Below are 24007 nucleotides of genomic sequence, written 5' to 3' on the forward strand. Positions count from 1 at the left end.
GTTTATCGACTATAAAATCGTGGATTTAATTATAAAATTTGGGGGATTTTATGAGTGGTGTTAGCTCTATTAATGTTATGAATGCTTTAGAGCAGCTGTTTTTAATAGCATGCCTGATAAGCATTATTGTATGGAATTATGAAAGCTATAGACGAGGTTATGATTCGTTGCTAGAGCGTGAATCTAAAGATGTAATGGCTTTAAATAAAAGTTATGATTATCGTAAAAAATCAGTATCTATTAACTCAATTCTAGGTTTAAATATGATTATAGTTGCGCTATCAAGTGGCGCTTCTTTACCTTATGCTTTAGATGCTGTTGGAAGTGTTTTTTCAGAAAGTAAAGGATTATGGTTACGAGCTGTTTCATACGCGCTTATGCGTGGTAGTACATGGAGGGAAGCTTGGTCTCCGACTTATGTTTTATGCGATTTTGACGTTAGTTTGTTTGATTGCAATATGAGTAAAGCTTCAAAGAATTTAACTGATAGGAATCGTAACTTACGTTTAAGGTTTAAACGTAATAAAAGCTCTTTCCCTTTGCTTGCTCAATGGTTGTCGACTTCATTGCGAGAGTCGTGGGATAATGGCGTTCCAGCGTTGCCGGTATTGAAAGCAGTGTTAAAAAATTATGGCGATAGTATGCGAAATATTGCTAAGCAAGAGGCGGCAAAATTATCTGTTAGATTACTGTTGCCAGTGGGTTTATGTTTTCTACCTGCATTTATTAGCATAGGTATTTTGCCAACGGTTGCTTCTTTTATGCAGTAGAAGTTTTAAGACGGAAATTTTATCAAATATATAAAAATTTAGATTAGAACTTTATGTTTTCGCCTTGTTTTGCTTATTTTTCAATGCATATTAACTTCTGACCACATTAATAAAAATTGCTTTGTTATGAAGATTATCTATGTGAAAATAACGATATCCGAAAATTTCGGATTAAATAAAAAGAAAGGTTGACAATAATGGTTGGGGCTGTACAAAAATTGTGCACGTGGGGCTGTTTGAGTTCTATGCGCATTAGCTCATTGTTATTGAATGCAGAAGAATCGTTATGCTGTGCAACTGAGAAATGGTATAAGAAATTGAAATCTAAAGATAGTGGTGCTGTTACTGCAGAATATGCTGTTGTGCTTATTGCAGCTACAGGATTTGCTGCTCTTTTGGTTGCTATATTGAAATCAGACGCTGTTCGTAACATGCTTAACGATTTAGTAAAACGCGCTTTGCATATTGAATAAGTAGAAGAGTATTGAATGCTCGTTGCATAAATTTAATAACGTTGATATTTTGGGGGAATTATCTATGTTAAATAAGCAAAAAAGAGCAAAAGGTTATTTTGATAGTGGTGCTGTTACAGCGGAATTTTCTGTGGTTTTGCCCGCTGTAGTTGTACTTGTACTGGTTCTATTTGGCGTTGGTCGCACAGTAGTATGCATAATGAATTGTCACGACGCTGCTCAGCAAGTGGCTTATCATTTGGTTGCATACAAAGACAGTACGCCTTTGGAAGATGTTGTACATAAGATTGCAGGTCCAGAAGCATCTTTGAATATTAAAAAATATGGTAACAATGTTGATATTTCAGTAAGTTGCCCTGTTATTCCAGATCCTATGCATATTCTTCCAACAGTAGTTCATAGTGATATCAAGCAGATAGTTACATGAAATTTAATTTATGTTCAACGAGATAATAATTAGAAAAGTATTGAAATGACACAATATAGCAAAAGCGTATTGCGTAAGATTGTAATGCTTTTAAAAAGTATTACTTCGTATTGTAAATTATCCTCGGCAAAAAACTATTGTCGTAAGGATAAATGCTTGCATAGAGCAGATGATGGTTCGGGGACTATGTTGGGGATAGGGTTGATAATCGTCGTCTGCTCCATGCTTATTTTGTCCGTAAATATAGGATACGTGTTAGTTGAAAAGCATAGAGTTCATGCTGTAGCTTCTTCCGCGGCACTATCAGGAGCTAGAGTATTACAAAAAATGGATGGGAACAATGAGTGCGCTATTGCTCAAAGTATTATTTCTGCCAATGGAATAACTCTGGAATCGTGCAAATCAGAAAATGATGATGTGACTTTAAAAGTAAATCTTCAAACTAGAATCCCATTTATTCCTAAGATTGTTGAAACTGTTAAAGCTGGATTGATTTCATGCGATGAGTAGCAGAATGCTGATATGTCAATAAAAATATGCTGTATTGATGCTTGTTAAGTGTAGTATTATAAGAGTTTTACGGTAGTGGATTCTGCTAGGCTTAAAAGGCTATATGTTATTAATCAGGTGATGGTGGGTAGTTATGGCTCTTGCATTGTATAGACGGTATCGTCCGGATACATTTGATGGTCTTATAGGTCAAGATCAGGTAACTATTCCATTATGTAGAGCGCTTGATCAAGGGAAAATTACTCACGCATATTTATTTTCAGGTCCTAGAGGATGTGGAAAAACAAGTTCAGCGCGAATACTGGCTCGTTGTATAAATTGCGAAAAAGGTCCAACATCTCATCCTTGTGGAAAATGTCAAAGTTGTAAAGATTTAGCTACTGGCGGGTCTGGGTCTGTAGATGTTGTAGAAATAGATGCTGCAAGTCATAACGGTGTCGATGATGCTCGCGAATTACGCGAACGTGCAGGATTTGCTCCAGCTAGAGATAGATATAAGATTTTCATACTAGATGAAGCTCATATGGTTACTCCGCAAGGATTTAATGCTTTGCTAAAGATTGTGGAAGAGCCTCCTGAGCATGTTATGTTTATTTTTGCAACTACTGAGCCAGATAAAGTAATCGGGACTATTCGTTCTCGTACTCATCACTATCCATTTAGGCTGGTTCCTCCTGAAATAATGGGTCCGTATGTTGAAGAAATTTGTAAGAAAGAAAAAATAGAACCAGAACCGGGAGTATTAAGGTTAGCTATGCGCGCTGGCGGTGGTTCTATGAGAGATACTCTTTCGATTTTGGATCAGCTCATGCTTTGTGCTGTAAATGGGAAAATTTCATTAGATTCAGCTGTAGCTTTATTAGGTTTTACTCCAAGTTCGCTTATTGGAGAAGTTATAGACGCTTTAATTGATCACGATGGAGCGAAACTTTATGAAGTTGTTAATAGAGTAGTTGTTAGTGGTTTTGATTCTCGCAAGTTTGTGGAAGATTTGCTTGGTCGCATGCGAGATTTGCTGCTTATTGTTTCTGCTGGAATTGATGCAACTTCTGGATTGTTGGATGATTTAGCTCCAGAGGAATTGTCTGAATTAAAGCGTCAGTCAGAAAAATTGAATCTTGTTGATTTGTCGCGCATGGCAGAAATGACTAATTCTGCGTTAAGCGGTATGGCAAGTGCTGTTTCGCCTAGAATGAACTTGGAAATTCTTATGGCTCGTTTACTTTCTGAGCATGAGGATCGAGTTTCATCTTCTCAAGCAGTGAATAATTATTCTGCGGAAACTAAAAGTGGTTTTGCGGGTGCAAGAAGAAATCGCTCTTCTGCTAATTCAACCGTTAATAATGCTGTTAATAATGTTGTTAATAATACTTCCAATAGCAATGTTAACAAGAATATGCCGATTATTCCTGAAAATCATTCAAATAAATCTGAAGAAAATAATACCGTTAATATTCAAGAAGAATCCGGTTGGCCAGATATTCAGACTCAGCAATCAAGTGAGAAAAATTCAAATAATAGTCCTAGTGTGAATCAAATAGAAGATAATTACGCGTCTAAATCACCTAAAAAACAACTTACTACAGATGATATGTGGGATAAAGTTGTTTCAACGTTGCCTGAAGATGTAAAAGAATACGTATCGAAAGATTGCGTAACAAAAGTATATCTTGTAAAAGGAGCTAATGGAAAGCAACGTCTTGTTCTAACTTTCAATAAACCAATAAATCAGTACGCTTTTGCGCTCGCAATATGTACTACTGATCCTTATGAAGGGCAGAAAGTTCCGGTTGTTGTTATGAATGCTGTGAAGCGCGAGTTTGGAGCTAATTGCATGATTGCTCCGGATTCTGTTGCTTCAGATGGCGAAACTGTAGAAGTTGTTACTAAGATGTCTCCAGAAAGATTACGTCAAGTTAAGCGTGAAGTGCTTATGCGTAAAACTGGTTCTGTTTCCGGATTTGCATCTTCTGCAACTTCTAATAAGACGGTGAACACTGATAATCCTGAAAATAATCCTGAAAATAATCCAGAAAAGAACAAACCTGAAGAATTGGGTTTTCAGAAAGCTGATGGCTACGCAGCGTCAGTTGAAAGTACAAATACTGCGGCTGATTATAGCGTGCTAGCTTCTTCAGATGCTTGGGCAGATGTTTCTTCGATGCCAGTATTGGATTCACACTTAAATTCTGAAACTGAAACAGAGTCTGAAGATGTTGAGCAAAAAAGTAATCAGAATATTCAAAAGGATTTTAGTAATACTCAAAATATTCCGCATGAAAATAAATCTGATCGAAACGCTTTAGATAAATCTGACTCGAATGAAGCTAACTTAGATAAATTTGGTTCTAATGAATCTGGTTCTAACGGATTTGGCTCTAACGAATCTAGATTTATCGAATCTAGCTCAGATAAATCAGACTTAGATGAAAATATTGGTATTTCTTACGCAAATTCAGACGAGTGTTCTTTAGAAGACAAATCTTTAGATAGTATTGTTGAAGTTAGCGATGAAGAAATTAAAAAAATGTTTGAAGTAAAAGAAGTTCAAGATTTTTCTGCAGATGATTCTCGGAATCCTAAAAATTTCGGTAAGAAAAAGAAGACTTTTGATTCATACCGTTCAAAGGAGGAATAAAAGTGCGAAATACATCGTTATATGATGGCGCAATTGGTCGTCTTATAGATGCGTTTTCGCATTTGCCTGGGATTGGTCCTAAAGGCGCGCAGAGAATAGCATTTTATATACTTTCAGAACCAGATTCAGAAGTTCAATCTTTAATTGAAGCTATTAACGACGTAAAAGAAAGTGTGCGTTTTTGCGACATTTGCGGCAATGTTTGCGAGCAAAGTCCATGCAAGATTTGCGAAGATCCACGTCGTGACCATACGAAAATTTGCGTAGTCGAAGAGCCAAAAGACATTATGAGTATTGAGCGTACGCATGAATATTCAGGCGTGTACCATGTGCTCGGAGGAGCTATTAATCCTATGGCCAATATTGGTCCAGGTGATTTGAAAATTACTCAATTACTTGAGCGTCTTAAAGATCCATCTGTTAAAGAAGTTATTTTGGCTCTTGATCCAAATATTGAAGGCGAAGCTACAGTCACATATTTGGGAAGACTTCTTGAGCCTCTTGGAATAACAATCACTCGACTCGCAAGCGGTTTGCCTGTTGGAGGAGATTTGGAATATGCGGACGAAATGACGTTAAGTCGCGCTTTTTCAGGTCGACAATCTGTTTAGTATCTGACTAACGAAATAATAATAGAGCATAGTTGATAATCTGACTATCGAAGGGCTTAGTGCATTAATGCGCATGAGATTTTGCAAACGTAAGGTCAAGGGGTGAAAATTGGCTCTTATTGTACAAAAGTATGGCGGATCGTCCGTTGCGGATACGGATGCTATTAATCGAGTAGCTAAGCGTATTCTTGACACAAAATCTAAAGGTCATGATGTCGCTGTTGTAGTTTCAGCAATGGGAGACACTACTGACGATCTAATAGATCAAGCGATGAGTGTCAATGCTCATCCTCCTGCTCGCGAAATGGATATGCTTATGACAGCAGGTGAACGAATTTCTATGAGTTTACTTGCGATGGCTATTCATGCTCAAGGATCTCACGCTTATTCTTTTACAGGCTCTCAAGCTGGATTTATGACAGATACGCAATATGGCGCTGCTCATATTCGTGCAGTTAAGCCAGATCGTGTTCGCAGAGCGCTTGACAAGGGCAGTGTTGCTATTGTTGCCGGATTCCAAGGAATTAGCGAAGTTGGGGATGACACTACTCTCGGTAGGGGTGGTTCGGATACTTCTGCTGTAGCTCTCGCAGTTTCTTTAGGCGCTGATATATGTGAAATTTATACGGATGTAGATGGAGTTTTTACTGCAGATCCGCGCATTGTGCCGACTGCAAAGCGCATTCCTGTAATCGATTATGATTCAATACTTGAAATGTCATCTTGCGGATCGCGTGTGCTTGCTTTGCGCTGCGTTGAATACGCTCAACGCTTTGGCATGCCTTTGCATGTAAGAAGCTCGTTCTCTCACAGGAACGGAACACTTATAGTCCCAAATAATATTGATCCGGATAATTTACCTAATTTGAATTAGAAAATATAAAAATAAAATACTGGCAGATAATATCAAATTATCTTCGAACTTAAGGCGGTAATAATGGTAAATCATGATATTCTTTCGACTATGGGTGATTTATTCCCTGATTTAGGTCAGGAAACTCCTGTTATTTCTGGAGTTGCACATGATCGTAGTGAATCAATGATTACAGTTCGCGGTATTCCAGATATTCCTGGTATGGCTGCAAAAGTATTTACAACTCTCGCAAAAGCAAATGTAAATATTGACATGATTGCGCAGGCAAGTGCTTCCACTGGTACGGCAGATATTTCTATTACTGCTCCTGGAGCGTCAATGGGAGCGGTTCGTAAAGTTTTAGAAGAAGCGCATGATGAATTGAAGTTCACTTCTATGGATGTTGTTCCGGTAGTAGGAAAAGTAGCTGTTGTTGGCGTTGGTATGAAAACACATTCAGGTCTAGCTGCTACGTTCTTCACAGCTTTAAGTGAGCATGGTATTAATACTTTGATGATATCTACTTCCGAAATTCGTATTGCAGCTATAGTTCCAGTTGAACAAATAGATGAAGCTGTTCGCGCTTTGCATACTGCATACGGTTTGGATGCAAGTCAGGTTGAAGCAGTAGTGTACGGCGGAAGTGGACGCTGAAATTGGCGTTGAAATGTACTCGGGAATGTACTCGGAAATTATAGAAAACACAGAAATATAGAAACCATACGTACTTATTTTAAGGGAGTATTGATGACAATTATCAACGAAAAAGGCGTGAATGTGGCAGTACTTGGCGCAACTGGCCAAGTTGGTATGGTAATGCGTCGCGTGCTTGACGAACGCAATTTCCCAATAAAAGATTTACGTTTTATGGCTTCCGCTCATTCTGCTGGCACAGTCCTACAATATTGCGGCAAAGACGTAGTCGTAGAAGATGTAGAAAAGGCAGATTTGCACGGAATTGACATAGCTATTTTTTCTGCAGGCGGCGGAACGTCAAAAATCTGGGCTCCAAAATTCGCTGAAGCTGGCGCAATCGTAGTAGATAATTCTTCGCAATGGCGAATGCATAACGATGTGCCTTTGGTTGTTGCGGAAGTAAACCCTGAAGATTTAGATACAATTCCAAGAGGAATAGTAGCAAATCCAAATTGCACAACTATGGCTTGCATGCCTGTATTAAAGCCGCTTGCTGATGCTTTTGGATTAAAACGTTTAATAGTTTCGTCTTATCAAGCTGTTTCTGGCGCTGGTCGAGCCGGAGCTTTGCAACTTATGAACGAAGCACAGTCTGCATTAAATCAAGGAGCAGATAAACTCGTTTTCGACGGTAGCGCAATAGATTTCCCTGAGCCTACAAAGGTTGCTCGTACTATTGCTTTTAATGTAGTGCCTTTTATTGGTTCAATAGTCGATGACGGTTCTGAAGAAACTGACGAAGAACAAAAATTACGCAACGAAAGTCGTAAAATTTTGCATTTGCCAAATCTTGCAGCATCATGTACTTGTGTGCGCGTAGGCGTTTTCACTGGTCACGGTATGAGCGTAAACGCTGAGTTTGAGCATGATGTAACTCCAGACATGGCTCGCGAAGTATTGAGCAACGCTGAAGGAGTTGAACTTAACGATATCCCTACTCCTCAGCTAGCAGCAGGAAAATCTGCAAGTTATGTTGGCAGAATTAGACAAGATCAAGCAGTCGATGGAAATAAAGGATTGACGCTTTTCATTACTAACGATAATTTGCGAAAAGGTGCTGCATTGAATGCTGTGCAATTGGCTGAAATTATTGCTAAAAAGCGTAATTTCCTAAACTGATTATGATTATATTGCGCTCGCGATTATGTAAGATTTTGCGTAAACTGGAATTATGTCAATAGCATCTGAAGAAATACAGCAGCAACTCGATCGTATAGTGGCACTTGGGTATCCGGATGTGGCAGATATGAGCGCTGCTGCATTCCGTTCTCTTGCTAAGCCCTTGATACAAGCGCTTGAGAAAAACGATTTAGGCACTAATATTCTTCTTGTTCCAACTCGCGAATTAGTTTCACCTGAATCTTTAATTTCAAGGACGAGTATAAATCGCATGGCAGGTTTTACGACTATGCCTCCGCGCGATATAGCTAGTTTTCTTCCACATGACGGCTTTGAGCCACCTGAAGGACCTTTTTACGTTGCTATTGACCCTAATGTTGGTACTTCTTATGTGAACCGTGAGCCGGATGTAGCTCGTAAACTAATAGATTCGGATGAGCGTTTGCCTCTTACTTTAGAAGAAGGGTTAGCAATTGTTACTCAACATCCGGATTGGTTAGAAAATAAAAGTGGTTTTAATCTTTTAGGTTCTAGAAGTACTGATGGACGCGTCCCAAGTATTTGGATGAGTCAAGGAGCTCCGCGATTAGGAGCAGTGTGGCCTAATTCAAGGCATACTTGGCTTGGTAATGCTTATTGCACCGCTCGTAGAGGAGTTTCACTTTTACATTAAAGGTATTGCAATTTATAACATTTATTAATTATCTTTTAACTTTCACAATGGTGTGTTTGGAAGATAATTTTAGTAATATTGTGATAACAAGTTATCGCGTTGATTAAAGAATTTTTAAATTTATTTAGGCGTATCGTATTTTTATAAATCATAAGTTAATAATGAAGGTGGATCGTGTCGTATATAACGTTTGATCATGTTGTTAAAGAGTACCCATCTGGATCTAGCGTTGTTCGTGCTCTTGATGATGCTAGTTTTACAGCTGAAGTTGGTCAACTTACAGTAATCCTTGGGGCATCAGGTGCTGGAAAAACTACGGCATTAAATATTTTGGGCGGTATGGATACTGCAACCAGCGGCAAAGTTATGGTTGGCGATTGCGATGTAACTAAGCTTAATGCCAAGGGTTTGGTGAAGTATCGTCGTGAAGATATAGGATTTGTTTTCCAATTCTATAATCTTGTTCCAAATCTTACTGCTTTAGAAAACGTTGAACTCGCGTCACAGATTTGTGCAGACCATTTCGATCCAGCCCAAACACTTATTGATGTGGGATTGGAAGATCGAATTAATAATTTCCCTTCGCAGCTTTCCGGAGGCGAACAGCAGCGCGTATCTATTGCACGAGCTCTTGCAAAAAAGCCTAAATTATTGTTATGCGATGAGCCTACCGGCGCTTTGGATTATGAAACAGGTAAATCAGTTTTGCAATTATTGCAAGATATTTGCAGATCCGAAGGCATGACTGTGTTAATTATTACACATAATGCTGCAATCGCGCCTATGGCACATAAAGTTGTGCGTTTTCACTCTGGCAAAGTGATAAGCGAAACTGTGCAAGAAAATCCTACCGCAATTGCGAATATCGAGTGGTGATATGCAATGTGTGCTAAGAGTGTAACGGATAAAAGTGTAACGTTAAAAAAATCAGACGATGAAATCACAAATCGTGAAGAAAGGCGCAAAAATACTAATAGGAATAGGCGCAATCATTCGATTCTTCCAATAGTTTTTATTAGTGCCGTGCGAATGTGGGCACATGAGTGGCGTAGATTTTGCATATTAGCTGTTATAGCAATGCTTGGCGTTGCTGTTATGACAGGTATTTACGCTGGATGCAACGATATGCTTCTCGGCGCTAACGATATGTACGACAAGCTTAATTCTTATGATTTACAGATTGTGTCTACATTGGGATTAACGAAAGAAGACGTTGATTCAGTTAGTAAATTGCCAAGTGTAAAAGAAGTCGATGCAGAAAAATCCTGGAAAGCTACAGCTAAGCCATTAGGTGACAATACTGATTCATATGCTTTGAATCTTATTCAATACGATCATGCTAATAAAAGTATAAATCGCTTACATTTGTTGCATGGGAATATGCCTAAGAATAATTCTGAAGCTGTTGTAACACAAAGATTTTTACACGACAGCGGATTGCGTATTGGAAGTATAATCAACGTAAATATAGAAAAAGATGAAAAAACTTCCGAAAATTACAAGCTGCGTATTGCGGGTAGTGTGCTTGATAGTGATGATTTGGGTAACGCAAACGGATACCAATCTAAGGCTTTTCGTAATTCTGTTACTTCAAGATATAAAGTTTTTACTTCTGCTGTGCCAAGTAATTCAAAAGATTCTCCATATACAGCAATATCTGTAAAGCTAAATAAATCTCATAGCGTTAATGTTTTTTCGCAATCCTATAGAAATATTGTTGAAAAGGCATCTGAACAAATTCGAGATAAAGTAGAAGAAAAACGTGAAAAAGAGCGGCGCAATCAAGTTGTTGATGATTACACAAATAAAGAAGTAGATCGAGCTATAGCTAATATTCCAACACTTAAAAACGCTCCTTCTGAAATCATTGAGAATAGTCGAAATCAGATTCGTAAAAATATCAAAAAAGAAGTAGAAAAACGAGTTCCTCAAGCTAGATGGCATATTATTACTCGAATATCGAATGGCAGCTATGCGAGTTTGAGATCTGATGTTGCATCAATACAATCTCTCGGATACGCTTTTCCAGCCGTTTTTCTCGTTGTCGCTATGATGATGAGTTTAACTGCTATGGCTCGCATGGTCGAAGAAGAACGAGGTTTGATTGGCACTTATTTAAGTTTGGGCTACGGTAGAACGGCTGCTGTAACTAGACATGCTTTCTTCGCTATTTTTGCTTGCTTTATAGGCGGTGGAATTGGCGATATTGTGGGCTTTTTGGCTATACCATCGCTTTTGCTTAAAATTTTGCGTGGATTATACACAGTGCCAGGAGTAACGCTAAGATACGACTGGTTATATGGTTCTTTATGTGTATTTGCGTTCGTAATACCTGTTGCAATATGCACGATAGTTGTGAGTTGGAAAGAAACCAAGCAAGTACCTGCAGCTTTATTAAGGCCAAAATCTCCTAAAGCTGGTTCACGTGTGCTTCTTGAAAGATTGCCATTCATATGGAATCGTCTTAGTTTCTTAAATAAAGTTGCTATACGTAATCTGGCTCGTTTTAAAGGCCGATTATGCATGACTATCGGTGGAGTTGCAGGTTGCACCGCGCTTATAGTGTGTGCTCTAGCTTTGAACGATACAGTAGCCACTTTAGGTATTCGTCAATATGATGGAATTTATAAATACGATATGATCGCTATTTCATCTACTGATTCGTTTAAAAATATTAAGAAAATAGTTGATAAAGATCATTCTAAAAATCTTATTGAAACTATACTTCCTGCATATGTGAGTTCTGGAGAAATTTCCAAAGTAAAGTCAAATTCTGCAAATGATAAATCTGAGAATCGTAGCGTTGGAGATTCTGAGAGCGTTCAAATGATTGTAGTCAAAGACGTGAATACTTTGTCTAAAATAGTGAAATTGCAGGATATAGATAATAATTTTAAAAATATCGTGCTTAATGATGAGGCTCCTTTGCTTTCACAAAGTGCTGCAGCTTCATTAGATATTTCGCGAGATAGTGAAATTTCTATAACTAATGTTTCTCTTAAACGCGCAAAAGTACGTGTGCGAGCAATTGTGCGCAATCTTATTGGGTCTAATATGTATATGACTTCGCGTTGCTACGAACGTCTATTTGGAGTTAAAAGTAATGAAAAAGTAGATCAAAACGCATTTTTGCTTCGTTTGCGTGGAAATAATGATGAAAAAATAAAGTATGCTGAAAAGTTTGCTGATTTTGATGGCGTGCTTTCAGTAATGAATATTGCTCGAATGAAGCGTGACTTCAGTTTCGATTTAATGAATGCTGTAGTTGGACTTATAGTTACGCTTGCAGCAGGACTAGCTTTAGCAGTTCTGTTTACGCTAGCAAGTACTAATATTTCTGAGCGCACTCGTGAAATAGCAACTTTGAAAGTACTAGGTTTTTATAAGCGAGAAGTGCATGCTTATGTTCATAAAGAAATGCTTACTCTAACGATTATTGGTATTTTACTTGGATTGCCTTTAGGAAGACTTATTGCAGGGTTGCTTACTAGTGCTTTGCGTATGCCATCTTTGTATTTTGAAGTTGAGGTAGCTCCATTAAGTTACTGTATTGCTGCACTTATTACGTTAATATTTGCTTTAATCGTGCAATGGTCAACTAATCCAGCTTTGGATCGAATCGATCCTGTTAGCTCGCTTAAAAGCGTTGAATAGTAACACAAATCGTGAAATATGTAATGAAATAGTTAAGGGTACCTATAAAATTGGGAATTCGTGGTAAACAAGGAATGGAGTTATGGTAATGAGCAGTATTGTCGATAGTGGCACAAAAGCGGATTCTAACAGTACAGAATCTTCTGCTGCAGAAACCAGTAGTAATCCATCCGATATTCAAAAATCTTCTGGAAAGTCATCTAATGACGCTAGCAATACTAATGACGCTAGCAATAAGATGGAAAGAAGTCTTACTAAGCGTCACGTGCAATTTATTGCTATTGGTGGAACAATTGGTACAGGCTTGTTCCTTGGTTCTGGAAAATCTATTAGCTTAACAGGCCCGAGTATCGTATTTGTTTACATTATTGTTGGATTGATTATGTTCCTGCTGATGCGTGGCATTGGCGAACTTATGTATAAGGATCCGAACCAGCATACTTTTATTAGTTTTATCACGCGCTATCTTGGCAGAGGTTGGGGTAATTTTGCCGGATGGTCGTATTGGTTTGTACTTGTGCTAATTGGCATGAGTGAAATTACGGCAGTTAGTACGTATTGCGTTACATTCTTCCAAACTTTCGATATTGATGTAAGTCATTGGAAATGGTTGATAGAAGTAGTATTTTTAGCTGCTTTAGTGTGCATAAATTTGGTAGCTGTAAAGCTATTTGGAGAAACTGAGTTTTGGTTCTCAATGATTAAAATCACGCTAATTGTTGTTCTTATTGCTACAGCAATCGTCATGGCTTTAATCGGATATCATTACTCTGCAACTCCTTTGCATGGTGGTGTAATAAGTCCTGCTGGTCACGCTGGATTAGATAATATTTTCAATAATTTCTCGCTTATGCCAAACGGCTGGCTTGCTTTCTTGATGAGCTTCCAAATGGTGTTTTACGCGTACCAGCTTATTGAGTTTGTTGGTGTGACTGTTTCGGAAACTAAGAACCCTCGTCAGGTTTTGCCAAAGGCTATTAACGAGATTATTGTGCGCGTACTGGTTTTCTATGTTGGCGCTCTTATAGCGATTATGCTTATTGTGCCGTGGCAGCAGTTTAAGGCTACGAATGCAGAAGGCGTATTTATGTCGCCATTCATTATGGTGTTCCAGTATGCTGGAGTGCAGTGGGCTTCTGCGCTTGTGTTCTTTGTGGTTATTACAGCCGCTTCTTCTGCACTTAATTCTTTGTTGTATTCTGCTGGTCGCCACATGTATCAGATTGCTCTTGAGTCACCTTCGCCTCTTTTGGGTAAGTTGCGTAAGGTTTCGCGTACTAAGGTTCCTGCTAATGCGATTTTGTTCTCAGCTGCTTTGATTCTTCTTTCGCCAATTATTAATTCGATTCCTGGCGTTCACGGTGCGTTTATTTTGTTTGCTTCTGCTTCTTCTGCGGTAATAATCATGATTTATATTTTGATTATGGTTACGCATCGTAAGTATCGTGAATCTGCTGATTTTCTGCCAGACGGTTTTGTTATGCCGCATTATAAGCTTTTGAATTCGATTACTATAGCGTTCTTTGTTTTTGTGTATGTGACTTTGTTTATTAGCGACGATACGCGTGCTTCTGCAATTGGCGGCTTAGTGTGGCTCGCATTGTTCGGTGGATACTGTGCCTTGCATCAGCATTGGCAGAATCGCGATTTAGCTAAAGCATTAGGCAAATAAGTTTAAATATGCGCATGCGTTGATATGCGCATGTGTTGATTTTGCATGCTCTAATATGCAAAAGATAGTTACTAAAAATAAAAAATAGTTACTAAAAATAAAAGATAATTATCGTTATCAATATCATTTTTGTAATATTTGCGTGTTTTTTGCGTCTAACTATATCAATCTACTTGATATATCGATATCATGATGATTAGTGTCTGTTTGAGGGATAGTGCATATAAGGGGAATGCACTATAGATGCGAAATTTTGATTAGTGAATTATTAGTTAATAATTAAAAGATTTTTGCGCACTAAGTAGGGGAGTGCGGAAGGAGATGCGATGAGCGCGCCTACAAAACAACGTCGGATTTTATCTGGTGTTTTCGCGCTAGCAATATTATTCACATGCGCGATGCTTTGCACTTGCTCATTATTTGCTACTTCTGATGCTTCTGCAACAGATGCTGACAAAGTATATTCAACTTGGACTTTTGTTTCCGATGCAATTAATGACGAATTACAGCAAGGCAAAAAAGAATACACAGATGGAAACAATTCTGGAGCTTCTACAAGATTTCAAGCTGCTTATAATTCAGTTTATGTAGCTTCAAACTTTATAACAGTTGTTCGAGATACTATTGGTCAAGATAAAGTCCAATCGCATTTCAACCAATTCCAAGAGTTGCAAACGCTTGTATTTCAACAAAAGCAAAGTAATAAAATCGATTCAGTTATAGACTCTCTCGAAACAGATATTCGTGAAACAGCTTCTAAACTTGATTCAAATCCTAAACTAGATAAGCCTGACGTTTATGCTCGTAAGTTAAGAGCACAAATTCAATCTGAACGCAAAAAACTTGACGCAGTGAAAAAGAAAAATCTTGGTCGAAATGGCAGAACGTGGAGTCAAGTAGCCCAAGAAATGAATGCGATTCTAGACAAATCGTTGCGAACTTACGAGTCTGCAAAAGGTAATAAAGCTCAAGTTTCTAGCGCTGTCGATTTAATCAACAATGCTTATTATCAGTATTACGAGAAGCTTGGATTTGAAAAAAACGTGATGAACGCAATTAGCGGAAGCCGCGTTTCAACTGTCGAATACCAGTTCAAAGAATGCCGTCAAACTATGAATAATGCTGGTACGATTGACCAAGCTAGGAAGTTTGTAAAAGATCTTAAAGCTATGCTTGTTGAAGACGCGGCAAAACTCGATGCTGGTGCATCTTCAAATGCGAATCCTTTGATGCAATTCATAACAAGCCCATTTGGTCAAGCTTTTGTGATTTTGCTTCGAGAAGGATTAGAAGCTTTGCTCGTAGTTGCAGCAATTATTGCGTACCTGATTAAATCTGGTCATAAGAAAATGGTTAAGTATATTTACTTAGGACTTGTGGCTGGAATTATAGCTTCACTAATTGTTGCTGCACTGTTTGGTCTTTTGTTCAACGGTTCCGGACCTCAACAAGAGATTACAGAAGGCGTTGTTGCACTGTTTGCAATGCTTATGCTTCTTTACACGAGCAACTGGATGATTTCTAGATCTTCAGTGCAAGCGTGGAATAAGTATATTAGCGAACAAACAGCATCAGCTGTATCAAAAGGAAGCTTGATCTCGCTTGCGTTACTCAGTTTCCTTGCAGTATTTCGCGAAGGCGCTGAAACTGTAATATTCTATCAAGCTATTTTTGCTGTATCGAACGGTGCTGACTCCACGATCTGGGGAGGATTTATTGCAGCTGCATTAGTGCTTGTAATAATATTCTTGCTAATTCGTTTCGCTTCAGTACGCATACCAATTCGACCATTCTTCACTGGAACTAGCGCGCTCATGTCCATCCTTGTAGTGATTTTTGCAGGCGGTGGCGTGCACGCGCTTATTGAAGGTGATGCGCTCGAAGGTATTTATATTCAAGGCTTGCCAACTAACGATTGGCTTGGGTTCTATCCATATGTTGAGACGATTGTTGCGCAAATTATAGCTGCAATCGTTGTAATTTCACTGCTTTGCGTATCTATTGCGCGAAGTCGTGGAAAACGTGCGATAGAAAGCAAATAAGCAAAATAGAAATAAACAAAATAAAAAATAATAAATAAAAAAACTAATTAATAACAAATTAATAAACAACAAATAATAACAATTAAATAAAATAACCAATCAATCAATAGAGAAGGTTAAATATGAAGAATAATAAAATGATGGCAATTGCTGCACTTGCTCTTGCTGGTCTGCTTGCGCTTGCTGGCTGCGGCTCTAACGGTAATTCTGCTAAAAATGATGCTAAGCCACAGGCTGCAGAGCAGAAGGCTGATGACAAAGGCGGCGATAAGGGCTTTGAAGAGGTTCCAGTTGGTCCTCACCAAGATCAGAACATTGGACCTCTTACTATTGGCGCTGTTTACTTCCAGCCAGTTGATATGCTCCCAGCAGGTATGGGCTTGAAAGCAAGCGAAGCAAGCTTCCACCTTGAAGCAGATATTCATGCTAACGAAAAAGGTACAAAGCTTGGTTATGGTAAGGGCGAGTTCATCCCAGATCTGACTGTAAACTATGAAATTGTTGATAAGGCAAGTGGCGAATCAGTTGTTAAGGGTACGTTTATGCAGATGAATGCTTCCGACGGCCCTCACTATGGCGCAAATGTTAAGTTAGACAAAGCTGGTTCTTACAAGCTTGTTCTTTCAATCGAATCCCCAGAAAAGAAGGGTTGGATGCTTCACGTCGATCCTGCAACTGGTGTGACTGGTCGCTTCTGGACTGAGCCAATTAAGGCAACATTCGACGATTGGAAGTACACTCCTCGTCAGTGGTAGTCATAGCTAGTTAATAATTAGCAATTAGTTAATAATTAGCGATTAATTAATAATTTTAGTAAATAACAAGTAATAGCAAAGGAGGGAGTTATGCTCAGACTGTTCGTAGCAGTATTACCCGGGCTACTCCCTCTTGCTTTACTTACTATGGGCTTAAGTTCTTCGTTAACTGTTGGCGAAGGACGTGATAAGCCTATTTCTTCACATTGGAGATTATACGGTCTAATAACTGGCACTGTTATTGCATTGATTTTTGCATCTTTACGTGCAGCTGTTGTAATTAATCAACGTAATTTCATAAACATGCCAGTTTTATGTGTGACTGTACCAATCGATATTGCTGCGATTTTAGTAGTAATTTTCTCTCACAGAATCGTAAGCAATTGGCGAAAAAATCCGATTGCAATACACGTATGTAACGCAATAGGCGCGTGCTGCTTAGCTCTTACAGTTTTTTACGCATTGCCAGATGTTATTCTTCAACTTACGATTTTTGTAGATTCAAGTACGCCGCCTTTTACATCCGACATGCTTTTGCGTGCTCTGGGATTTGTGCTTGGGATAATTGCAGCCATTTGCTTAAGTCTTATGGCTCGTCTTTTGCGTAATACTGCAGATAAAAAATCTTTTACAGTTGCAGTTGTGTTAAGCATGATAATTTTGCTTATACAACACATAACGTCACTTTTGCAAATTATGCAAGGAAGCATACTGCTTTATATCGATGACTTTTCTTTCAGTATTCTCGTTTGGCTTATAAACAATGCTCCAATAATGATCATGGCACAGATGTGCGTATTTATGATTCCTGCAGTTGCATCTCTTGTAATAGGATTCAAAACGGCTGTAGTTGGAGAAAATGCTGCTGAAATTCGTGCCAAGCGTGCTTTTAAAAGAAAATCTCGCAAGTCTGCTCTTGCAGCGCTATTAGCGTCAATTACGATAATACTCACGTTAACTGTTGGCGTATCTGTTATGAATATCAAACCTACGCTTACACCACCTGAGCCATACGAATTGCATGATGGTATTGCAACCATTAATTATGTGCAAATTTCGGATGGGCATTTGCATCGCTTCCAATATAAAGCAAAAGATGGTACCGTAATGCGTTTCATAATTATTAAGAAAAATGGTGGAGCGTATGGAGTTGGCTTGGATGCTTGCGAAAATTGTGGAGACGCAGGATATTACGAAAAAGATGGGAAAATTATTTGCCGCAAATGCGATGTAGCTATTAATTTAGCGACTATTGGATTCAAAGGCGGATGTAATCCAATTCCATTCCCATATAAAGCTGGTCATGGAAAGATAACTATTCATACAGCTGATTTAGATGCGCTTAGCTCGCATTTTAAGTAAGGGAGGGTTGCTATGTTTATGATTCGCATGGTTGCTAAATCCCTTTTAAAGCAGATAAAAAAGCGTGTTTTAATTGCGTTCGTTGTATGTTTGAGTGCATGCGTAAGTGTTGCAATGCTTAGCGTTGTTTATGATGTTGGAGACAAGATAAACGCTGAATTAAGTTCTTATGGTTCTAATATTGTAGTTCAGCCAAAATCTAACGCTGTTGTTAATGATTTGTACGCTTCTCGAGAACAGTCTATAGATTCGTATTCGCATAATTTGGCCGACGCTGAAAGTAAAGAGTCTACAGCTTTTTTGAAAGAATCAGACGCATCAAAAATAAAAATGATTTTCTGGGCGTTTAATATTACAAATTTTGCTCCAAAAATAACGGTTCACGCTAATTTAGAATCTAAAGATTCTGAGAACGCCAAGACTAAAGATTCTGGAAACTTAGTTGTTCCTATTGTTGGAACATGGTTTAATCGCAAGCTTGTATTAGCTTCTGGAGAAACTACAGTAGTTGGCGTACAAGGCATGAGATCTTGGTGGAAGATTAATTCAGGCCGATGGGCGAGAGATAAAAATTCTGAAGCTATGGTTGGAATAAAACTTGCGCAAAATCAGAATATAAAATTAGGAAAATATATAAAACTGAAGCGTGATAATCGATATGTTTCATTGCGAGTAGTTGGAATATATGATTCAGGTGATGATGACGATAACGCTTTGTATGCAGATTCTATAGAAGCGCAGAAGATTGCAAATAAGCCGAATATGGTTGATTCTATTGAAGTAAAAGCGCTTACAACTCCTGAAAATGATTTGGCTAGAAAAGCTGCAAAAAATCCGGCGGCGCTAAGTCAAGAAGAGTGGGAAACTTGGTATTGCACGGCTTACCCGAGTTCTATTACTTACCAAATTGAGGAGGTAATTCCGGGAGCTGTAGCAAAACAAGTTCGTCAAGTTGCGGCTCTTCAGGGTAACGTATTAAATAAGACTCGTGCTGTTATGGTTTTGATGACAGCTTTAAGTTTGATCGCTGCGGCTGTTGCTGTTGCAAATCTTATGGCTGCCACGATTTCTGAGCGATCAGGCGAATTAGCTTTGCTTAAAGCATTAGGTGCGAAGGATGGTGCAGTTGCGCGTTTAATGCTTATGGAGACAGCTGTTATCGCATTTGTTGGAGCTGTTGTTGGAATGCTATCTGGCTTCGCTGTGGCTCAAATCATTGGTTTTGCTGTGTTTAAATCTGCTATTTCGTTTAGGCCTATGGTGTTTGTTCTCGTGTTTGTATTACTTGCGTTAACTGTTTTGGTTGCTGCTGGTTCGTCTATTCGTTCAATTCTTCGCGTACGTCCGGCGGAGGTGCTTCATGGCAGGTAAATTACATAGAATATTCCGCAAATCGTATATGACATCCAATAATACGATGTTTATTACGATGCTTTTAAGCGCTGTGTTTCGTCGCAAATCGCGTGCTGTAATGGCTGTTGTAGCAACGCTTGTTGGTGCTGCTACGCTATTTTGTTTGGCTGCAATTTGCCTTGTTGTTCCTCAGCAAATGAGTGATGAAATGCGCTCATATGGAGCGAATATTATCGTAACTCCTTTGGAGGGCGAGTGGAAAAACGGCATTGATCGCGCGATGGTTTTGCACACAAACGATATGGTTCTTGCAAAAGGTGCCATGCGTTCTGCTACGTATCGTTATGAAAACGTGCGTATTAATGCAGCTCCGTATGTGCTTGCTGGAATTGATGTTCGCTCAGTGAAGTCGCTTAATAAGCATTGGAATGTTGACGGATCTTGGCCGAGCTCTGGGAATGTTATGGTTGGACGAGATGTTGCTTCGGCTATGGGCTTGAAAATTGGTTCTCGTATTGCGATTGCCTATCGATCTTCGGATAATACTATTGGATCGCATAAGCCTGCAGAGAAGCCTGCTGGTAAGTCTGCAAATAAATCTGCAGATAAACCAGCGCAAAATTCCTCTCAAAGTTCTGCGCAAAATAAGCTTGTTGAAGGCAGAGTTTCAACGGATATTATGGATACTAGCGGCACAACTTTTCGCGTTTGTGGAATCTTAGATACAGGCGGACCTGAAGATGCTATGCTGTATGCGCTTAATGGAGATGTGAATACTCTTACGGGAGTTAAGCGTGGAGCTGATGTAATCGCTTATTCTTCTTCTGCACCTAGCGTTGATGCGGTTGTTAGAAGTATTAACGATATGACTTCTATGCGTGTGCGCGCTCAGCAGGTTACTAAAGTTACCGCTGCTGATAAGGGTATCGTAACTATGCTTCGCAGCCTGTTTTGTATAGTATCGCTTGTTGTTTTGGTGCTGATGATGGTTGGCGTGAGTACTACTATTTCTTCGATTGTGCAACAGCGTCGAAATGAGATTGGCTTGCGTAAAGCTTTGGGCGCAAGTGCTAGAAGTATTGGCGTGGAGTTCACTGCAGAAGCTGGATTATACGGTTTAGTTGGTGGTATTGCTGGCACGGCAGTTGGATACGTGTTCGCGCGTTTGCTTGCAGCAATGGTATTCGCGCGAGATTTGGGCGTGAATTGGTGGCTAGTCGCGTTCTCTATTGTGTTTAGCGTTGCTGCGTCTTGTGTTGCTGCATTACCGCCTGTTTTGCGAGCTTCAAAGATTGATCCTGCGATTGTGCTTCGAGAAGAATAGTTGTTGAATGTGAGTTTATTAAGAAGTGTGAGTTTATTAAGATTTTTAGTGAAGATTTTAGTTAAGGATTTAATATGACAGAGAATATAGAAAATAAGCCGGAGAGCACGAAAGCTACGCCAAAAATGCTGTTGACTTTGGATCATATTTCCAAGATTTACGGCTCTCTTCGAGCTGTCGACGATTTGTCGATTACTGTTCCTCAAGGTCAGTGGCTTTCAATTGTTGGTTCTAGTGGCTCTGGTAAGACTACTTTGATGAACATTATTGGTTGCATGGATTCGCCATCTAAAGGCTCAGTGTCTTTGCAAGGTCGCAAACTTGAGGATTTGAATGCTGGCCAACTTGCAGATGTTCGTAAAAATGTGATTGGTCTTGTATTTCAAAAGTTTTATCTTGTGCCGCATTTAACAGCAGTTGAAAATGTGATGGTTGCGCAATACTATCATTCTGTTGTTGATGAAGCTCAAGCGATGGATGCTTTGGAGCGAGTTGGATTGAAGGATCGCGCTCACCATTTGCCAAGTCAGCTTTCTGGTGGTGAGCAGCAGCGTGTATGCGTTGCTCGCGCGCTTATTAATTGCCCTAAATTGCTTCTCGCGGATGAGCCGACTGGTAATTTGGATGAAAAAAATGAGCAGATTGTGCTCGATTTGTTTAAGCAGCTGCACAATCAAGGAACTACGATTATTGTTGTAACTCACGATTCTCTGGTTGCTCAGTGCGCGGATCGTGAAATCATGCTTAACCACGGTGTGCTTGTTGGGGAGCGTTGGAATAATGAGGATGCGCGCAAGGCGTATGAGTCGATTGGTGGAAAACCTGCGTTTACGAGTGCTCACGTTGATGAGAGTGTTGCAGAAGCTTTGCAAGACCATGAGCCTACTAAGTCTCCTAAATTAGCGGATTTAGCTGATTAGTCGCGCAAGATTTTAAAATATATAAGATTTAAAGGCGATGATTTCATGATTTCGGATAATATCTTTCACGATGCTTCACAGCATGATTTGAAGTCTAAAAAAGTTGCAAAAACTGTTGCTGCGCTTGCTGTTATAGCTGCATCGTCTGCTATGTTGTCCGCTTGTGGAGAGCCAAAAGCTGTTCCTATGAACGATGAGTTCGCTGGCAATTCTGGTCAAAGCGCGGATGATGGCGGTAATCCTTCGGGGAAGTACGATGCTGGCGCTCAGCAATCTCAGTCTTCCGCGCAAAGTGAAAATTCTGGGGATTCTAAAAACCAGTCTAAAACCGATACTGGCAATTACAAAGATGGCGATTACAAAATCAAAGCCACGTATGGTCCTGTTGCAGAAGATAGTTTTGATGTGAATTTAAGTATCGCTAGTGGCAATGTGAACGGTGTTGAAATCACGCCTCATCCGTTTACGCCGATTTCAAAAAAGCACATGAACGCTTTTGCTAGCGCTATCTCTGGAAAAATAGTTGGAAAACCACTAAAAGATTTGCATATTTCGGTTGTTGCTGGAGCAAGTTGGACTAGCGATGCCTTCAACAAAGCGCTTGATGTTGCTCGCCAAGAGGCTTCAATTCAATCCGCGCAATAATATTGAACAAACTTAATTTATTAATATAACCGTGATTTAACGTTAATAGTAACATTTTCGAAGTAATGCCATCAGCATAAAAATTCGTATTCCATTTATGGTCATAAAATGTTGAATATTTCATATAAAATATTCCCATGCAAATTCTTTTTTTGGACGAGAGTGGAACTGCTCCTAAACGTGATGCTGTAGAGCAAAATCCTTATTTTGTTTTGGGCGGATTAGTCATTCCAGAATCGCAATGGAAATCATTACAAAGTAATCTGCATGGATTAAAAAAGAAATATGGGATTGAAGGGGAAGTTAAGTGGCGTTATTTTATTAATCATCCATTAAGCAACAAGACCACGCCTCTTTCTAATTTGAGTGTTGATGAATTGAATGAATTGCGTGAGGATCTGTTTAAGCTGATTTCGGAAAATGAAGATTTTAAAATTATTGCTGCTGTAGTGAACACTAAGGAGTATTACGATAAATATAAAGATTGCAATGCTGAAAATATGTATCACACTGCATTTGAAAAAATATGTGAACGTTTTCAGTATTATCTTCAAGATTTAAGCAAAAATGCTGGTACAAAAAGTTTATGGAATGATAGTTATTGATGCTCGTAATAGTAAACAAAATAAGCAGCTTGACGATTTCCATTTTGATTTACTTAATAATCATGACTCACATCGAGCTGATTATAACAATCTAATTGAAGGATTATTTATAGCAGCTTCGCATCACAGTGTAGGTGTGCAGTTTGCAGATTTAGTTGCAGGAGCAGTTTATAGAAAATGTTCTAAAGGAGATTCAACTTTTTATAATATGATAAGAAATAACGTTCGTAGAAATAGTCAAGGTAAAGCGGAAGGATTTGGAGTAGTGGCTGTACCTAGTGGTAGCCGTATTATTGAAAAGTGAAATAATAAAAATAGACGCCGTGTTGAAGATTAACCTCAAACCTGCAATATGGCGCAGTCACGACGTATGCAAATTATATCATAAATTGCTTATTGTTTGCAATATTGTGTTTTGGTACTACAACCACCTTACTCCTTGACTTCAAGAATAGTGCCTTCGTTGCGAATCATTATTGCTGTTATAGCTCCGTTTGCTGCCATAATTTGCGAGCAGCTTGGGTATTATGGCTCGATAACAGTTAATGATGAAAGTTCATTAAGTAACGATTTTGCTGTATCTGCAATAGTTGATGCCGAAAAAGCTCAATGTGCTATTCGCATGTGCAGCGAGCTGCTTACTAATATTTGTAAGCATTGCGCTACTAGCGTTGACTTTTCTATGAATGTTACTGTTGATGAGCGCGAATGCAAAATAATGTGCATGAATTCGATTTCGACGTTGAATAAGTTTGGCGAAAGGCTTGTTTTTGGCAAAGGTCTACTGTTTCACAAAAAATCTGTGGAACGTTTAGGTGGATCTTTAAGCGCGCAAAAAGATGATGACACTTGGCTGGTCAATGTTGTTATTCCGCTAAACTAGCATCACTCAAACTCTCGATTTA

General features: G+C 39.0%; 20 protein-coding genes and 2 pseudogenes. All 22 read left to right on the forward strand.

Annotated elements, in window-relative coordinates; genetic code table 11:
• Positions 1-50: 50 nt before the first annotated feature.
• Entirely contained in the window at positions 51-770 is a 720-nt protein-coding gene (locus tag BFS05_RS02665) for a pilus assembly protein (RefSeq protein ID WP_103084477.1), read from the forward strand.
• Between the two features lie 245 nt (positions 771-1015).
• Entirely contained in the window at positions 1016-1243 is a 228-nt protein-coding gene (locus tag BFS05_RS02670; protein ID WP_374703762.1) for a DUF4244 domain-containing protein, read from the forward strand.
• A gap of 64 nt (positions 1244-1307) precedes the next feature.
• A complete protein-coding gene (locus tag BFS05_RS02675) occupies positions 1308-1670 on the forward strand; it encodes a TadE/TadG family type IV pilus assembly protein (RefSeq protein ID WP_103084479.1) in 363 nt (120 codons plus the stop codon).
• A 45-nt stretch (positions 1671-1715) separates the two neighbouring features.
• Positions 1716-2180 carry an Rv3654c family TadE-like protein gene (locus BFS05_RS02680; RefSeq protein WP_103084480.1) on the forward strand — a complete coding sequence of 155 codons (465 nt, stop codon included), beginning with the start codon at positions 1716-1718 and terminating at the stop codon, positions 2178-2180.
• A gap of 133 nt (positions 2181-2313) precedes the next feature.
• Positions 2314-4818 (forward strand): DNA polymerase III subunit gamma/tau, encoded by a 2505-nt coding sequence (dnaX, locus tag BFS05_RS02685; protein ID WP_103084481.1) that lies wholly within the window; start codon positions 2314-2316, stop codon positions 4816-4818.
• A gap of 2 nt (positions 4819-4820) precedes the next feature.
• Positions 4821-5429, forward strand: coding sequence for a recombination mediator RecR (gene recR / locus BFS05_RS02690; RefSeq protein WP_103084482.1), 609 nt, complete (start codon positions 4821-4823; stop codon positions 5427-5429).
• Between the two features lie 109 nt (positions 5430-5538).
• On the forward strand, positions 5539-6303 hold the full coding sequence (locus BFS05_RS02695) for an aspartate kinase (protein WP_103084483.1): 765 nt from the start codon (positions 5539-5541) through the stop codon (positions 6301-6303).
• A gap of 63 nt (positions 6304-6366) precedes the next feature.
• Positions 6367-6936, forward strand: a complete 570-nt coding sequence (locus BFS05_RS02700; RefSeq protein ID WP_103084484.1) for an ACT domain-containing protein — start codon at positions 6367-6369, stop codon at positions 6934-6936.
• Positions 6937-7029: 93 nt separating this feature from the next.
• Positions 7030-8097, forward strand: a complete 1068-nt coding sequence (locus BFS05_RS02705; RefSeq protein ID WP_103084485.1) for an aspartate-semialdehyde dehydrogenase — start codon at positions 7030-7032, stop codon at positions 8095-8097.
• 52 nt (positions 8098-8149) lie between these two features.
• On the forward strand, positions 8150-8770 hold the full coding sequence (locus tag BFS05_RS02710; protein ID WP_103084486.1) for a DUF5701 family protein: 621 nt from the start codon (positions 8150-8152) through the stop codon (positions 8768-8770).
• A 174-nt stretch (positions 8771-8944) separates the two neighbouring features.
• Positions 8945-9646 carry an ABC transporter ATP-binding protein gene (locus tag BFS05_RS02715; RefSeq protein WP_103084487.1) on the forward strand — a complete coding sequence of 234 codons (702 nt, stop codon included), beginning with the start codon at positions 8945-8947 and terminating at the stop codon, positions 9644-9646.
• Between the two features lie 6 nt (positions 9647-9652).
• On the forward strand, positions 9653-12424 hold the full coding sequence (locus tag BFS05_RS02720) for an ABC transporter permease (RefSeq protein ID WP_103084488.1): 2772 nt from the start codon (positions 9653-9655) through the stop codon (positions 12422-12424).
• A gap of 88 nt (positions 12425-12512) precedes the next feature.
• The gene (locus BFS05_RS02725) at positions 12513-14096 is read left to right on the forward strand and encodes an amino acid permease (protein ID WP_180978581.1); all 1584 of its coding nucleotides are present in this window, start codon (positions 12513-12515) and stop codon (positions 14094-14096) included.
• Between the two features lie 326 nt (positions 14097-14422).
• On the forward strand, positions 14423-16138 hold the full coding sequence (locus tag BFS05_RS02730; RefSeq protein ID WP_103084489.1) for an FTR1 family iron permease: 1716 nt from the start codon (positions 14423-14425) through the stop codon (positions 16136-16138).
• Positions 16139-16260: 122 nt separating this feature from the next.
• Entirely contained in the window at positions 16261-16893 is a 633-nt protein-coding gene (locus BFS05_RS02735; RefSeq protein WP_103084490.1) for an iron transporter, read from the forward strand.
• Between the two features lie 90 nt (positions 16894-16983).
• Positions 16984-18255, forward strand: coding sequence for a DUF2318 domain-containing protein (locus BFS05_RS02740; protein WP_103084491.1), 1272 nt, complete (start codon positions 16984-16986; stop codon positions 18253-18255).
• A 12-nt stretch (positions 18256-18267) separates the two neighbouring features.
• Positions 18268-19626, forward strand: coding sequence for an ABC transporter permease (locus BFS05_RS02745; RefSeq protein WP_103084492.1), 1359 nt, complete (start codon positions 18268-18270; stop codon positions 19624-19626).
• Positions 19616-20932: an ABC transporter permease gene (locus tag BFS05_RS02750; protein ID WP_374703756.1), complete on the forward strand. Its 1317-nt coding sequence runs from the start codon at positions 19616-19618 to the stop codon at positions 20930-20932. The genes BFS05_RS02745 and BFS05_RS02750 overlap by 11 nt, the downstream gene beginning before the upstream one ends.
• A 74-nt stretch (positions 20933-21006) precedes the next feature.
• Positions 21007-21852, forward strand: coding sequence for an ABC transporter ATP-binding protein (locus tag BFS05_RS02755; protein WP_180978567.1), 846 nt, complete (start codon positions 21007-21009; stop codon positions 21850-21852).
• Positions 21853-21897: 45 nt separating this feature from the next.
• Positions 21898-22497, forward strand: a complete 600-nt coding sequence (locus BFS05_RS02760; protein WP_103084493.1) for an FMN-binding protein — start codon at positions 21898-21900, stop codon at positions 22495-22497.
• A 137-nt stretch (positions 22498-22634) separates the two neighbouring features.
• Positions 22635-23406: pseudogene (locus BFS05_RS07065) on the forward strand (DUF3800 domain-containing protein).
• A 201-nt stretch (positions 23407-23607) separates the two neighbouring features.
• Positions 23608-23985: pseudogene (locus BFS05_RS02770) on the forward strand (histidine kinase); the annotation flags it as partial.
• Between the last annotated feature and the right edge of the window lie 22 nt (positions 23986-24007).

Source organism: Gardnerella coleohominis (assembly GCF_002896555.1).
Taxonomy (GTDB): domain Bacteria; phylum Actinomycetota; class Actinomycetes; order Actinomycetales; family Bifidobacteriaceae; genus Bifidobacterium; species Bifidobacterium vaginale_F.